The sequence below is a fragment of the Microbacterium sp. LjRoot205 genome (assembly GCF_056175745.1).
In genome coordinates this window covers 192,915-206,631 of record NZ_JBGFFH010000003.1, presented here as the reverse complement: position 1 = coordinate 206,631, position 13,717 = coordinate 192,915, and the positions used below count along the sequence as shown (strand labels likewise).

Below are 13,717 nucleotides of genomic sequence, written 5' to 3'. Positions count from 1 at the left end.
GACAGACTGGGCAGGTCATGGATCCCGTCACCGCCACTCCCCTGTCGAGGTGGCGCTTTCCGGGCACACTTCGCACCTACCAGGCCGAGGTCCTCGAGCGTCTCGCACCGGGAGGAGCGGGTCCGCTGCACATCGTCGCCCCGCCCGGCTCCGGGAAGACCGTGCTCGGCCTGCTGCTCGCCGCACGCGAAGGCCATCGCACCCTCGTGCTCTCGCCGACGGTGACGATCCGCCAGCAGTGGGTGCGCACCGCTGGGGCGCTGGCACCGCAGGCCGCGGCCGTCTCGGACGACCCCGCGCGGATCGGCGATCTGACGGCACTGACCTATCAGCTGCTCAGCGTGACCGGAGACGGCTCGCCGTTCGACGACCTCGCGCGCTCGGTGTGGGTGGAGGAGCTCACGGCGAGCGGGCGCGTGGAGGCGGACGCGGCGACGTGGCTCGCCGAACTGGCGATCGACAACCCGGGGAGGTACCGCTCCGGCATCCGCACCCGCTCCCGGCGCCTGCGCTCGCACTTCGCGAGGCGACGGCCCGCCGAACTCGCCCGCGTGCTGCATCCGAACGCCGTCGCCCTGATCGATCGTCTCGTGGCCGCGGGTGTGCGCACGGTCGTGCTCGACGAATGCCATCACCTTCTCGATCACTGGGCCATCGTGGTCGCGTACCTCGCCGGTCGCATCCGCGAGAGCGGCGTCGAACCGCTGCTGATCGGCCTGACCGCGACCCTTCCCTCTCCCGACGACGAGACCGAGTTCGAGAACTACAGCCAGCTGCTCGGCGAGGTCGACTACGAGGTGCCGACCCCCGCCGTGGTGAAGGAGGGCCATCTGGCCCCCTATCGCGACCACGTGATGTTCACCGAGCCCACGCCCGCAGAGGCCGGATTCATCCGTCGTCACGAGGCCCTGCTGCACGAGATGATCACCCGGGTGCTGTCGACGCCCGACGCGGTGTCGTACCTCGAGCATCAGCTGCAACCGGCAGAGGACTCCGACGGCGAGGGAACGCCGCTCACACGCCTCGACCGTGCGTTCTCTGCAGACTTCCCCCTCACACGATCCTGCGCTGTCGTGCTGCGCGAGGTCGCGCCGCGGCATCCGCTCGTCGCCGCGATCCCACCGGTGCTGCTCGAGCGCTGCACCACCCACGACCTGCTCACGGTGCTCTCGCGCTTCGCCCAGGTGCGACTGCTGTCGGACCCCGCCGCCGCGCGACAGTGGGAGTACGTCCGACGCTCTCTGGCCGACTTCGGCTATTCCCTCACCGACCGCGGCATCCGTCGAGGCCGCAACCCGGTCGAGAGCACCCTGGCATTCTCGGCGGCGAAGGATCATGCGACCGTCGAGATCCTCCGCCGAGAGCTCGACGGCGACGACGGCGACCGCATCTGCGCCGTCGTCGTCACCGACTTCGTCGAGCACGGCAACAACCGAGGGCTGTCCGGCGACGCTCCAGCCGGGGCACTGCGCACGTTCGATCTGCTCGCCGTCGACGACGCCACCGCGGCGCTCCGGCCCGTGCTGCTCACCTCCGGGCACCTGCGCGTCCGCGCCGACGATGCGGCCGACCTCGCGCGGGCGCTGGCCGAGCTGATCGGCGAACACGTCGAAGTCGCCGCGGGCATCGGGCCCGTGCGCGACCTTGAGGTGCGGGGCGTCGGAAGCGGACGTCTCGTCGGCGCGGTGTCGGAACTGATCCGCCGAGGCGACGTGCGGCTGCTCGTCGGCACCCGCGGACTTCTTGGCGAAGGCTGGGACTGCCCGGCCGTCAACACCCTGATCGACCTCACGACCGTGGCCACCTCATCGGGCACACAGCAGCTTCGGGGCCGCACCCTGCGGCTGGATCCGGACTGGCCGGAGAAGGTCGCGCACAACTGGTCGGTCGTCTGCCTGATCCCCTCGGATGTCGACCTCGACGACTCGTCTGAACCGGCTCGACTGCGCCGCCGTCATTCGCACCTGTGGGGTCTGAGCGCCGACGGCGACGGTCGGATCGTGAGCGGACTCGGCCACGCGCTCCCCACCGCGGTCGCCGAGGCATGGGAGCGAGTACTCGACAAGGACACGTCCACCTCCATCGGCGATCTCGACGCACTGCTGCGCGAACAGTGGCCGACCCGGAGCAGCACCAGGAGCGAGTGGCGGATCGGCGAGCGATATGAACCGCGCGAACGCGAGGTCGTGGCGGTGCGTCGCGCCCCGCGCGCACCGCTGCTGCGCACTGGGCAGGCAGCGGGTGCCGGCGCTGTGGGAGCCTTCGTCGCCGGAACGGCCGGAGTCGGCGGGCTCGTCGGCGTGCTCATGGCGTCGGGAGCCGATGTCGCCCCGCTGCTGTGGGCCGCGCTCGCGCTCGGCGGTGGAGCCGCCGCTGCCGCCGTCTCATCGCTGCGGATGCTCGCCCGGCTGCTGCGCGACCGTCGGCGGCCCGCCGGGATCTACCGGGCGGCAGCGATCGCCGTCGCCCGCACCCTGCACGACGCGGACCGGATCGGCCCCGTCGACGACGCCATGATCGTGGCACGACCGGACGATGCGGATCCGACCCGGATCCGCATCGAACTGGGAGGCTCAGCCCACGACGCGCGCGTGATCGCAGACGCCGTGGAGGAGCTGTTCGCGCCGGCGCGCACTCCGCGTTTCCTGCTGCGAATCGACGCCGCCGGCCTGCCACGTCTGCGACTGCTCGAGCGGCTCGCCGATCGCCTCTCGCCCGGACGCACTCTGCTGGCGGTGCCTCGGCTGATCGCTCGCCGTCGCGGTGACGCCGAACGCTTCCGCGAGCACTGGCAGGCGCTGATCGGCACCTGCACGCTGCACGAGCTCACCGGGGTCCAGGGGCTCGCGCTGCTGCGGATCGCCCGCAGCGCCGACGATCGACTCGACGCCGCGGAGCCCCGCGCCCGCGTCTGGGGCTGACGGTCGCGTCGCGGACCGCACCCCGCCCCCGAACCCGGACCCGGACCCGGAGCACGGTTCCCACCCCATCCGTAGACAGCCGGGTTACGATCAGATCACGCGCACCGCAGCGCCCACGCGAGAGGGAACGCATGCCAGAGAACCCGCCCCTGACCCCGGCCGTCGTCGATGCCGAGCAGTTCGCCGCGCAGACGTCTGCCATCGTCGAGTCTGTCGGACGGGTCATCGACGGAAAGCCGGATGCCGTGCGGAGCGCTCTCGTGTGCCTGCTCGCAGAGGGCCACCTGCTGATCGAAGACGTACCGGGAGTCGGCAAGACGGTGCTGGCGCGCGCGCTGGCCGCGAGCGTGGATGCCACTGTGCGCCGCATCCAGTTCACCCCCGACCTCCTCCCCGGTGATGTGACGGGCGTGAGCGTCTACAACCCCGTCGACCGGGAGTTCGAGTTCAAGCGCGGCGCGGTGTTCGCGCACATCGTGATCGCCGACGAGATCAACCGCTCTTCTCCGAAGACGCAGTCCGCGCTGCTCGAAGCCATGGAAGAGGGGCAGGTGACCGTCGACGGATCGACGCACATGCTTCCCAACCCCTTCCTGGTCGTGGCGACCCAGAATCCTCTAGAGATGGAGGGCACCTACGCGCTGCCCGAAGCTCAGCGCGACCGCTTCATGATGCGCATCTCGATGGGCTACCCCGACGCGGCGGCCGAAGCCCTCATGCTCCGCCAGCGCGACACGGTGAACCCGCTCGCCGCGGTGCGAGCCGTCGCGAACGCGGGGTCGGTCTCGGGGCTGATCGCCTGGGCTCGCTCGGTGCACGTCGCCCCGGCGCTCGAGGAGTACACGGTCGCTCTCGCCCAGGCGACCCGCGCCGACCCCAACCTGCACCTCGGCGCGAGTCCGAGGGCGACCCTGCAGCTGATCCGAGCCGCGAAGGTCTGGGCGGCGCTCGATGGACGCGACTTCGTGATCCCCGACGACGTGACGGCGCTGATCGTCCCTGTTCTCGCGCACCGTCTTCTTCCGGCCCGCGGGGCGCACCGTGCGGGCGCCCAGCCGGTAGAAGCGGCCCTGCGACAGATCGTCGAGCGCGTGCGGGTGCCCGTGACGGCGCGCTCCTGACCCTCAGCTCGCCATGCCACACCGTCGAACCCTCACCCTTCGGGGCACGGGTGCGCTCCTCTCCGGTCTCGGCTGCCTGATAGCGGCGAACATGGTCGGCGCGCCGATCCTGCTCTACATCGGCGTCCTCCTGCTCGCGCTCACCGCCTTCTCGGTGCTCGTCGTGCGGGTGCCGCGCCGTGCGGGCACGGTCACTCGTCAGATCTCGACCGACCTGCTGACGGTCTCGGAGACCTCTCGCGTCACGCTGCGCTTCACGCTGCGCGCCCTGCGCGTGCCGCGAGGTCTCTGGCGCGATGTGCTCCCGCCCGCGGTCACCGGCGATTCGGCCGGCGAGTACCCGTCGGAGACCGGCCAGCTGAGCTACCTGATCACCGGTGTGCGGCGCGGTGTATGGCCGATCGGTCCACTGGTGCTGCGAACGGTCGACCCGTTCGGCCTCGCCCAGCGCGAGCAGGCATTCGGCGAGACCCGCTCCGTGACGGTCGTGCCCGAGGTGTTCACACTCGCACCGCTGACCGTCAAGGTCGGCGCCGCCGGCGGCACAGCGCACACCTCGTCGAGCCGACTCGGGCAGGGCAGCGACAATCTGTCGCCGCGCCGCTACATTCCCGGCGACTCGATGCGTCGCATCCATTGGAGGGCGACCGCGCACCGCGGGCAGCTGATGGTGCGCCAGGAAGAGGAGGAGTCGAGCCCCGACGCGCTCGTGATCCTTGACCGAAGCGCGGCGCGCTGGGCACGCCCCGGTGACGACGAGGATCGAGCGTTCGAGACCGCCGTGTCGATGTGCGCCTCCGTCGCCGTGCACCTCGTGCAGGAGGGATACGGCGTCGACGTGATCGACAGCAGCGGCACGCTCCTGGGCACCCTGCGCGGTCACGAAGACGACCGCGACGGTCTGCTCGTCGCCCTCGCGCTGGTCGGCCCGCGCGGGGACGCACGCGACATCATGACCCTGGTCGGCGGCACCCCTCCCGGTCCGCTCGTCTACATCACGGGCGAGATCGACGAAGAGGATGCCGCCCTGCTGCGTCCCTCCGGTGCCGCGGCCCCGATGCTGTTCGCGACCGCGCCGCAGCGCGGTGCCGCAGCGGCAGCCGAGCAGCACGGCTGGCGTTTCGCGCGACTGGGCGACGATGTCGCAGAGGCGTGGGAAGACGTGCTGCCCGACCGCATCGGCGGCCCCGCCGAGCAGCGGGGGGCGACCGATGTCACGAGCTGAGCGAAAGGCCGAGCGCGGATCCCGCCTGTCGTGGCACCGCGAACACGAGCTGCCGGCCGGCACGGTCGTGCCGTCGGTGCTGGCCGCGGCCGCCGGGCTCGTCGCGATGTGGCCGTTCACGTCGGTCATCGAGCCCGGCACGTGGTCGTTCGCGGTCCTGGCGGTGGTCGTCGTCACCGCGCTCACCGGCATGGCGTCGCGCACTCTGACGCGCGGCCGTCCGACCTGGGCGCGCGACCTCGTCACCATCGCCGTGCAGATCGTGGCGGTGATAGGCACCGTGACCCTGCTCGTCGCCGGCGACACCGCGGTGTTCGGCCTCATCCCCACCGACGCGACCTTGTTCACATTCCAGGCGCTCGCGGCCGCGGCGTGGGAGGAGATCACGTTCGGCTCTGCGCCGATCGCCGCCTCCCCCGGACTCGAAGCCGTGATGGGCGTGGGCTTCGGCATCGTCGCCATCCTGCTCGACCAGCTGGTCGCACAGCGCGGAGCGATCCTCGCCAGCCTTCTCACGGCCGTCGTCGGATCCGTGCCGATGATCGTCACCCTCGGCGGAGTCAACGTCGTCTGGTTCGTGATTCTCGGCATCCTGATCCTCGCCCTGCTGGGGTACACGGCGGCTCAGAACCCCGAATCGCCCCGACGCACATCGGCGGCGGTGGCCGCGGGCGTCGGCGTCGCGGCGCTCGCGGCGACCGTGATCGTCGCACCGGTCCTGCCGGTGTCGGCAAGCCTCGCGGGCACAGGCACGGGCGTCACGGTCGATGCGTCACTGCGGCTCGGCGATGACCTGCGCCAGCCGAACCCGGTCGAGGTGCTCACGTTGGCGACGACGGCGGACACGGCGCCCTACCTGCGACTCACGACGCTGTCGACGTTCAACGGACGTGTGTGGGAGCCGGATCGCGGCGACCTGCAGGCGCAGAGCGAGGGGTTCGGCCCCGCCGAGTGGACGGACGACATCGCGACCACCGACCAGAACACCTCCATCAGGGTGATCCGGATGTCGAGTTCCTGGCTTCCGGTGCCCTACCCCGCCACGAGCGTGCAGGGTCTCCCCTCGACCTGGAGGGTGAGCCCGGAGAACCGCACTCTGGCATCTCGCAGCGCGGATGCCGTCGGCAACGACTACACGGTGCGGTCGCTCGAGGTGTCACCGACCCTCGAGCAGATTCGCGCGCTGCCCGCCGCTGCACCGATCGTCGATCCCGGCACGGAGCCCGTGGAGCTGCCTGAGGTCATCGGCGAGACGGCGGCAGGCGTCACCGCTGACGCCACGAACGACTACGACCGGCTGATCGCACTGCAGTCGTGGTTCCGCAGTCAGTTCTCCTACTCCCTGGAGACCCCGGTCGATGAGGGTTTCGACGGCACCGGCGCGGACGCGGTCGCGCGGTTCCTCGACGTGAAGTCGGGGTACTGCATCCACTTCGCCGGCGCGTTCGCGCTCATGGCGGAGAGCCTCGACATGGAGGTGCGCATCGTCGTCGGCTACCTGCCCGGCGCCCTGACCGAGACCACGCGCGGCGACGAAGCCGTGTACTCGGTCTCCAGCGACCAGCTGCACTCGTGGCCCGAGGTCCTCTTCCCCGGCGTCGGATGGGTGCCCTTCGAGCCGACCGCCTCTCTCGGGGTGCCCACGTCCTTCTCCGCCGCGGCGACCGCAGGCGGCGGTTCGGGCGGTGCTGCCACACCGGCTCCGACCGCCGCCCCCAGCACCGAGCAGACGTCGGGGCCCGAGCTCGAGCGTGAAGACGCGGGCGACAACGCCGGGGCGACCGGAGAGCTCCGGCGACTGGACCCGACCCCTGTCGTGCTGACGACGCTCGGCGTGCTGGTGGTGCTGCTGCTGCCCGCATTCGCTCGTCTCGCACTGCGCATCGCCCGGCGCGGACGCGCACGAGGCGGTGACGCAGGGGCGGCCTGGACCGAACTCCGGGCGACCATGCAGGATCTCCGCCTGCCGCTGTCGGATGCCGAGACGCCGCGCATGCGCGGCGACGATCTCATCAGAGACAGCCGGGTGGATGCCGACGCCATGCGAGTCCTCGTCGAAGCGGTCGAGCACGCCAGCTACGCGCGCCCCTCGGCGAGCGCGATGCGAGATCTCGACGCGGCTCTCGTCGAGGTGACGGCTCAGCTGCGCCGCAGTGTCGACAGGTGGACGAGACTGCACGCGTTCCTGCTTCCGCGATCGCTCTTCGCGAGCCGACGCACCGACGTGCCGCTGCTCACCTGAGCTCGCGCGTCGCGGCCCGGCGAGGGCGCACGCGATGAGATCAGGCCGCGTGCAGGTCGCAGCGCACGGTGTCGCACGATTCGCAGACCACGAACTGGGTGCGGCACGCCAGATCGGGGCAGTTCGCCGTGCGCTTGGTCGCCGTGCCGCAGCCGGCGCACTCGCCGATGACGGCCGCGTGATCCGTGAAGTCGACGGATCCGCGCTTGTCGAACACGTAGAGCGAGCCCTCCCACAGGCCGTCGTCGCCGTACTGCTCGCCGTAGCGGACGATGCCGCCTTCGAGCTGGTACACCTCGCCGAATCCGCGCGCGGTCATCAGGCTGGAGAGCACCTCACAGCGGATGCCGCCTGTGCAGTAGGTGACGACCGGCTTGCCCTTGAGGTCGTCGAAAGCACCGGAGTCGAGCAGCTGCACGAAGTCGCGTGTGGTCTCTGTGTCGGGAACGACGGCTCCCCGGAAGCGGCCGATCTGCGCTTCGAGCGCGTTGCGGCCGTCGAAGAAGACGACGTCGTCACCCCGCTCGCCCACCAGGTCGTGCAGTTCCTCAGGGGTGAGTCGGGTGCCGCCGCCGACGACGCCCTGCTCATCGACGCGCAGCTCGCCCGGCGCTCCGAACGACACGATCTCGTCGCGCACTTTGACGCTCAGCTTGGGAAAGTCGAGACTGCGACCATCGGCGTCGACGCCGGTGCCCTCGCTCCACTTGATGTCCGCGTCCGAGAACGGAGCATAGGACCGGAACGAACGCGCCCATTTCTTGAGCGCCGGCAGGTCACCGCCGAGAGTGCCGTTGACTCCGTCCTTCGAGATCAGGAGCCGGCCACGCAGCCCGAGCGCTTCGCCGAGGTCGCGCTGCCACACCCGGATCGCGTCCGGATCGGCGAGCGGGGTGAAGACATAGAAGAGAACGATCTTGGGTGTTGCCACCCGGCGATTTTACGTCGGCCACCTGACCGCCCGCCCTCGCGGGGCGGCTCGGGACTGCTACTTCACATCGCGGTTCATGAACGACAGCCCCGCAGCGACCAGCGCCCCCAGCACCCAGGCGGCCGTCACCAGCCCAGCCGTCTGGCTGTCGATCCCCTCGTCCGGCAGGATGCCGAGCGCGGAGACATCGAACCGCAAGGCTTCGAGCATCGCGAGGAGAGGGAGGTAGACAGCGCCGGATCTCCAGAAGATCACCACGAGAACCGCCACGCTCATGGACATCGGAGCAACGAACAGAGCGACGAGATGGGCCTGCACGACGATTCCCACCCCCAGCCCCCAGAGTCCGGCCAGTGCGCCGAGACCCAGCGTCGATCCGAGCGAGGACCACTCCTGCGGAAGACCCCCCATGGCCACCGACAGCGCTGCGCGTCCGCCCACGGCTCCAGCGAGAGCCACGATCGCTCCGCCGACGGCGGAGGCAGGCACCCTGACGAGAAGAGTCGCCCACCGAGGCTGCAGCATCAGACGCTGAGCGACGACGCCGTCTCGCCTGTCGACGGTGTATCGGAAAGAACCGTAGGCGGCCGCGAGAACTGCTCCATAGGTCGCGAGCACCGCTTCGTACGGCGCCGCGAAAGCGGCTCGGACGTCAGGCGGTGCATCCGCGAGTTCCGGCGGGATGTTCGTCGCCACCGAAAGCGACAGCACGAGCCCTGCCACCGTCACCCAGAACAGCACGACATCGCGCGCGAAGCCGCGGGCGTGAGCTCGGAGGGCCCGGCCGATCACGCGACCTTCCTTCGCCCCATGCCCCATGCTGCGGCGACCAGCACGACAGCCCACGCGAGCGCGAGGCAGAGGGCGGGACCGAACTCGAGCAGTCGGTCCTGGTATCCGGGAACGCCCAGCGCGGCCAGAACCAGCCCGGGCGAGAACTTCGCCAGCTCCGGCGCAGTGCGCAGCAAGGCGAACTCCACGACCATGGGAAGGACGAGGACGATCGCTGCGGTCACGTAGTAGTTCCTGGTGATCCAGCCGATGGCCCCACCGATGAATGCGCCGAGAACCACCCCGGCGAGCGCGCCCGCGTAGATGCGCCACGCGCTGCCGGTGAGCGCGAGCGTCGATCCGTTCCGAGCCAGGAAGACGGAGACGCCCACCGTCCAGACCACGAAGATGCAGAGCGACAGCGCGACCGCGACGACGGCACCGGCGACGATCTTCCCCGAGAAGGCACGAGCGAACCCGACCCCGGTGAGCGTTCTGTCCATCGAGCCGTAGTAGCACTCGCGGGTGACGCCGTAGGCGCCGACGAACGCCGCGGAGACGGCCGACCAGGCGAGCGGCTCCAGAAGCAGGGCGGTGGCCGTCGCAGGATCGAGGCCGGCGAGGTCGAAGCGCGAACCGTCCGAGAACAGCACGAAGACGGGCATCAGGACGGCCACCAGGTAGACCGCCAGGATGGACGACCCGCTCACCGAGCGCAGGGCTTCGCTTCGGACGGTGTCCTTCATGCGGATGCTCCTTCAACGAGATCGAAGTACTTGCTCTCGAGCGAGTCGGCGTCGCTCGTCACGAGGTCGCCGAGCCTCCCGGCGAAGAGCGCGCGCCGCTTGATGACGACGACCTCGTCGACGACCTGCTCGAGCTCAGCGAGCTGGTGGCTGGCGATCAGGACGGTGCCGCCGCGTTCCGAATAGCCGCGCAGGAATCTGCGGAGCCAGCGGATGCCGTCGGGATCGAGCCCGTTGGCCGGCTCGTCCAGGATGAGTGTCCGTGGCGAGCCGATGAGGGCAGCAGCCAGCCCGAGTCGCTGGGTCATCCCGGTCGAGAAGGTCTTCACGCGGCGACGGGCATCTGCCGCGAGACCGACCTCCTCGAGCACCTCGTCGACTCGGCCACGAGGCGCCCCGGCCGCGAGCCGGCAGATCTCCAGATGCCGCCTGGCCGTGATGCCGCCCTCGAATCCGAAGCCGTCCATGTGGACGCCGACGTGAGACGCGGGGTTGTCGAGCTCCGAGAACGGCCTGCCGTCGATGAGGCTGTCGCCCATCGTCGGCCTCAGCAGGCCGACGATCGTTCGCAGCGTCGTCGATTTGCCTGCGCCGTTCGGCCCCAGAAGACCCACGATCGACCCGTACGGCACGGCGAACGACAGCTCTTCGACTGCGGCCCGATCTCCGTACTTCTTCGTGAGTCCTCGAACCTCGATCGCGTGATCGTTCATGCTCATTCCTTTCCCACCTCTCCGCTCTGAAGAGATGACAGTGGCATCTCCACACCGGTCACCCAGAGCGTCTGCCACAGACTTCTCACACCGAGTTCGACTCGCGCCTGCCCGGTCGCAGGCAGGGAGCGGCTCTCTCCGATCACGTCCACCCCGGCGATGATCACTGCGGCGACCGTCGCACCGTCCGCCGTGATCGGGAACAGCGCCTCGAGCGGCACACGCGTCGGCTCCGGCTCCCGCGACATGACAGTTCCTCTACCGACCTGCTCGTTCGCGAGGATGCCGTTGCTCATCAGGACCACACGCGCACCCTCAGGCACGTCTGTCTCGACTGCCGCCGCGGTTTCGCCGGCATGCAGAAGGATCACACGGTCGCCGTGTGCGACGAATCCGAACGTGGCTGTCACCGGCACGGGAATCACGGCCCCGGCGATCACGATGCCCGCGACCAGTGCGGTGACGACGGAACAGAAACGGAGCCGCGCGACACCCGACCGCAGCACGCGACGAAGGGCCTTGCTGAGAAGCACGACGCCGGCGAGCGCGACGACGGCCTCGAGCGCGACGACGAGCACGCCGAGGACCGGTCCACCGCCGGCAAGCGCTCGAGCTATGCGTGCGACGGCGAAGACCACCAGCACGGCCGGGGTGACGAGACTCGCGAGACCGAACGGCACACTCCACCACGTGTTCAGGGTCTTGGTCATCCGCTGAGCTCCGAACAGCAGACCGGTCAGGAAGTTCGAGCCGTCGAGGATCGCGCGGCCCCGGAGGTTCGGCTCGTCCAGAGCGCTCATGAGCGCGATGTACCCGTCGAACCGCACGAAGGGGATCAGATTGAGGAGAACGATGGCGCCGCAGGAGACGGCGAGGAGCAGCACTGCCTGGTGGGTCAAGGGGTGACGGAGCATCAGCGCCGCGAGAAGCGCGGTCGCGCCGACGACAGCGTGCACCGCAGGCCCTGCCAGCGCGATCGCGACGCGCTGGCGGCGTTCGGGGAGCCGCCATCCGTCCGTCACGTCCACGAAGAACGCGGGACTCAGGTAGAAGAGCATGAAGCCCGCCCGGCGCGGTCTGCCTCCGAACCTCGTGAGCGTGAGTCCGTGGGCGCTCTCGTGGAGCAGGGTCATGAGCGAGAGCGCTCCGACGAGATACACCAGTGCGATGAGCGGCACCGGCGAGGTGAGGGCGTCCCACAGCTCCTCCGCCTGAGCAACTGCGGCGAGAAGTCCCAGACAGATCAGCACCGCAGCGGACACCTGCATCGCTCGGCGTGGGAGCGGGACGATCAGTCGGTCCAGACGACCGAAGATGGCGGGCGCGCGAAGCGTCGCGATCTGCAGAGTGAATGGGGGCCGATAGACCAGGCGGCCGGGTGGGAGCTTCTCGCCGCCCTCGAGGAGCCCACAGGTGTGGAAGCGCTGAGCCAGTTGCAGAAAGAGCTCCCACGACTCGGAAGGGGCGAAGCGCCGGTGCAGATCCTGTAGCGCCGTTTCGCCGTTCATCGCTCGCATCAGGTCGACGACCGCTCGAGAGACCCTCGATGACGGCACACCGTGGATCATCGCGATCCACGTCCCGTCTTCGGCCGCCTGTTCGAAGTCGACTCCGGAGGCGAGGCGAGGGCGCGCGTCGGCACTGAGCGCGTCTTCCACCGAGTGAGACTGTCGGCGTCGAGGGAGGCTACCGGGAGGCATCGTCATCCCTCGCCCCCGAGTGTCCCGCGAATGTCGTGGTGAGCAGAACGATGTCCTCTCCGCCGAGCGTCCGAACGGGAGAGACGGCCGGAACGGCGAACCCCGCGTGAACGAGCTCTCGCGAGAGGAGCACGTGGTCGAGCACTCTCAGACGGCTCGTGAGAACTGTCACGTCGCCGCCCTCCACCAGGTCGGCGACGCGAACCCAGTTGACGATGCGCGCCGCGCCATCCTCTTCCACCTGCTGAGAGAACACATAGGTCTCCGCGCCGTCAGGACCGGGGACCTCGATCTCGCAGTCTGTCGACACAGAGAAGCTCTCCGCGGAGGCGTTTCCGGCAACCGTGAAGGCGAAGACGCCGTGAGCTGTGAGGTGGCGTCGCACAGTGGCGTAGAGGAGGGACCGCCCCACACGATCGAGCAACGTGATGGAGGTCGCTCCGATGATCACGAGCCCGAACTGCTGCGGCAGCGAGAAGTCGCGCATGTCCGCGACGACGCACTCGAGCGTCGCGTGGTCCGGCAGCGTCCGACGCAGACGGGAGAGCATGTCGTCGGAAAGATCGATCGCGGTCACCCGCTTGCCCGATCTGACCAGCGGGACGGTCAACCTCCCACTCCCCGCCGCCACATCGAGGATCGGTCCTTCGGTTCCTCTCGCGAGCGCGAGCATCTCTCTGATCTCCGCACGGTCGGACCCGACCAGCCGGTCGTAGAAATCAGTGCCGGCACCCGAATACAGATCCTGCTCCTTGGGCACCGCTCCGACCGTGCGGAGCCTCGCCACTACGGCTTCAGTAAGAGAACTGGACATTCACGCATCACCTCTCAGCGGGGAAAACGGGGTGCGGGCGCGTCGAACCCACCCGCACCCCTTCGGTCAGGTCGCGATCGCTGCCGCACCGCCGATGATGGCGATGATGGCGATGATGTAGCTCGCGTGCTCCCACCATTCGAGTGGTGCATCGATGTGGTCGAGCTCCACGAACTCGAGCGACTCCGTCTGCATCTGCTACCTCCTCGGTATGCCTTGCGAAGGCGGTTTCTATGTCAGCGCGATGATTCCGATGATCACGCCGACGGCGAATCCGCGGGTCCAATCAAGGGCGTCATCCGGCGCCTCCATGGCCTCCAGTTCGGTGAACTCGAGGGTCGGCATTGCTGCGTGCATACTCACCTCCCTCCCCTTTCGTCTTGTCTGCTCGACAGGATCACGTCGCTGCGGCAGCGCCGATCCCGATCAGCACCAGCGCACTGATCGCGCCCTGATAGAAGCTCTCCCAACTGGGGGCATCCATTCCCTCCAGCTCTTGGAACTGGACACTCGTGTGCACGCTTTCGTTCATC

At 69.3% G+C, this 13,717-nt stretch carries 13 protein-coding genes; 4 read left to right on the top strand and 9 right to left on the bottom strand.

The genetic code is table 11. The features are described from left to right. The first annotated feature begins 17 nt into the window (after positions 1-17). From AC04ME_RS08990 to AC04ME_RS08975, 4 genes are all read left to right on the top strand, one after another. On the top strand, positions 18-2,921 hold the full coding sequence (locus AC04ME_RS08990) for a hypothetical protein (RefSeq protein WP_475434628.1): 2,904 nt from the start codon (positions 18-20) through the stop codon (positions 2,919-2,921). Positions 2,922-3,052: 131 nt separating this feature from the next. After that, the gene (locus tag AC04ME_RS08985; protein ID WP_042539622.1) at positions 3,053-4,042 is read left to right on the top strand and encodes an AAA family ATPase; all 990 of its coding nucleotides are present in this window, start codon (positions 3,053-3,055) and stop codon (positions 4,040-4,042) included. 13 nt (positions 4,043-4,055) lie between these two features. Then, positions 4,056-5,267 carry a DUF58 domain-containing protein gene (locus AC04ME_RS08980; RefSeq protein ID WP_042539620.1) on the top strand — a complete coding sequence of 404 codons (1,212 nt, stop codon included), beginning with the start codon at positions 4,056-4,058 and terminating at the stop codon, positions 5,265-5,267. Further along, positions 5,254-7,509 carry a transglutaminase TgpA family protein gene (locus tag AC04ME_RS08975; RefSeq protein WP_475434626.1) on the top strand — a complete coding sequence of 752 codons (2,256 nt, stop codon included), beginning with the start codon at positions 5,254-5,256 and terminating at the stop codon, positions 7,507-7,509. The genes AC04ME_RS08980 and AC04ME_RS08975 overlap by 14 nt, the downstream gene beginning before the upstream one ends. 40 nt (positions 7,510-7,549) lie before the next feature. On the opposite strand, the gene trhO is transcribed toward AC04ME_RS08975, so the two are convergent. The 9 genes from trhO to mpaA1 form a co-directional block, all read right to left on the bottom strand. Next, positions 7,550-8,440, bottom strand: a complete 891-nt coding sequence (trhO, locus tag AC04ME_RS08970; RefSeq protein ID WP_042539616.1) for an oxygen-dependent tRNA uridine(34) hydroxylase TrhO — start codon at positions 8,438-8,440, stop codon at positions 7,550-7,552. A gap of 57 nt (positions 8,441-8,497) precedes the next feature. Continuing rightward, the gene (locus AC04ME_RS08965) at positions 8,498-9,232 is read right to left on the bottom strand and encodes a hypothetical protein (RefSeq protein ID WP_475434624.1); all 735 of its coding nucleotides are present in this window, start codon (positions 9,230-9,232) and stop codon (positions 8,498-8,500) included. Then, entirely contained in the window at positions 9,229-9,957 is a 729-nt protein-coding gene (locus AC04ME_RS08960; protein ID WP_475434622.1) for an ABC transporter permease, read from the bottom strand. The genes AC04ME_RS08965 and AC04ME_RS08960 overlap by 4 nt, the downstream gene beginning before the upstream one ends. Beyond that, positions 9,954-10,670, bottom strand: coding sequence for an ATP-binding cassette domain-containing protein (locus tag AC04ME_RS08955; RefSeq protein WP_079113341.1), 717 nt, complete (start codon positions 10,668-10,670; stop codon positions 9,954-9,956). Before AC04ME_RS08955 ends, AC04ME_RS08960 begins: the two co-directional genes overlap by 4 nt. A gap of 2 nt (positions 10,671-10,672) precedes the next feature. Beyond that, positions 10,673-12,328 carry a daptide biosynthesis intramembrane metalloprotease gene (gene mpaP, locus AC04ME_RS08950; RefSeq protein WP_475434620.1) on the bottom strand — a complete coding sequence of 552 codons (1,656 nt, stop codon included), beginning with the start codon at positions 12,326-12,328 and terminating at the stop codon, positions 10,673-10,675. Between the two features lie 28 nt (positions 12,329-12,356). Beyond that, the gene (mpaM, locus tag AC04ME_RS08945; protein WP_079113343.1) at positions 12,357-13,184 is read right to left on the bottom strand and encodes a daptide-type RiPP biosynthesis methyltransferase; all 828 of its coding nucleotides are present in this window, start codon (positions 13,182-13,184) and stop codon (positions 12,357-12,359) included. A 66-nt stretch (positions 13,185-13,250) separates the two neighbouring features. Continuing rightward, positions 13,251-13,379, bottom strand: coding sequence for an MpaA3 family daptide-type RiPP (mpaA3, locus tag AC04ME_RS08940; protein ID WP_475434618.1), 129 nt, complete (start codon positions 13,377-13,379; stop codon positions 13,251-13,253). A 36-nt stretch (positions 13,380-13,415) separates the two neighbouring features. Further along, complete coding sequence (gene mpaA2, locus AC04ME_RS08935; RefSeq protein ID WP_258184265.1) at positions 13,416-13,541, bottom strand: MpaA2 family daptide-type RiPP; 126 nt, start codon at positions 13,539-13,541, stop codon at positions 13,416-13,418. A gap of 40 nt (positions 13,542-13,581) precedes the next feature. After that, positions 13,582-13,716, bottom strand: coding sequence for an MpaA1 family daptide-type RiPP (gene mpaA1 / locus AC04ME_RS08930; RefSeq protein WP_257788257.1), 135 nt, complete (start codon positions 13,714-13,716; stop codon positions 13,582-13,584). Position 13,717 lies beyond the last annotated feature (1 nt).

What these genes read in the sequence shown, in the direction of transcription:
- AC04ME_RS08960 (WP_475434622.1), bottom strand. Translation starts at nt 9,957, where the DNA reads ATGAAGGACACCGTCCGAAGCGAAGCCCTGCGCTCGGTGAGCGGGTCG.
- AC04ME_RS08975 (WP_475434626.1), top strand. Translation starts at nt 5,254, where the DNA reads ATGTCACGAGCTGAGCGAAAGGCCGAGCGCGGATCCCGCCTGTCGTGG.
- mpaA3 (WP_475434618.1), bottom strand. Translation starts at nt 13,379, where the DNA reads ATGCAGACGGAGTCGCTCGAGTTCGTGGAGCTCGACCACATCGATGCA.
- mpaA1 (WP_257788257.1), bottom strand. Translation starts at nt 13,716, where the DNA reads ATGAACGAAAGCGTGCACACGAGTGTCCAGTTCCAAGAGCTGGAGGGA.
- mpaM (WP_079113343.1), bottom strand. Translation starts at nt 13,184, where the DNA reads ATGTCCAGTTCTCTTACTGAAGCCGTAGTGGCGAGGCTCCGCACGGTC.
- AC04ME_RS08955 (WP_079113341.1), bottom strand. Translation starts at nt 10,670, where the DNA reads ATGAACGATCACGCGATCGAGGTTCGAGGACTCACGAAGAAGTACGGA.
- mpaA2 (WP_258184265.1), bottom strand. Translation starts at nt 13,541, where the DNA reads ATGCACGCAGCAATGCCGACCCTCGAGTTCACCGAACTGGAGGCCATG.
- AC04ME_RS08990 (WP_475434628.1), top strand. Translation starts at nt 18, where the DNA reads ATGGATCCCGTCACCGCCACTCCCCTGTCGAGGTGGCGCTTTCCGGGC.
- AC04ME_RS08985 (WP_042539622.1), top strand. Translation starts at nt 3,053, where the DNA reads ATGCCAGAGAACCCGCCCCTGACCCCGGCCGTCGTCGATGCCGAGCAG.
- AC04ME_RS08980 (WP_042539620.1), top strand. Translation starts at nt 4,056, where the DNA reads ATGCCACACCGTCGAACCCTCACCCTTCGGGGCACGGGTGCGCTCCTC.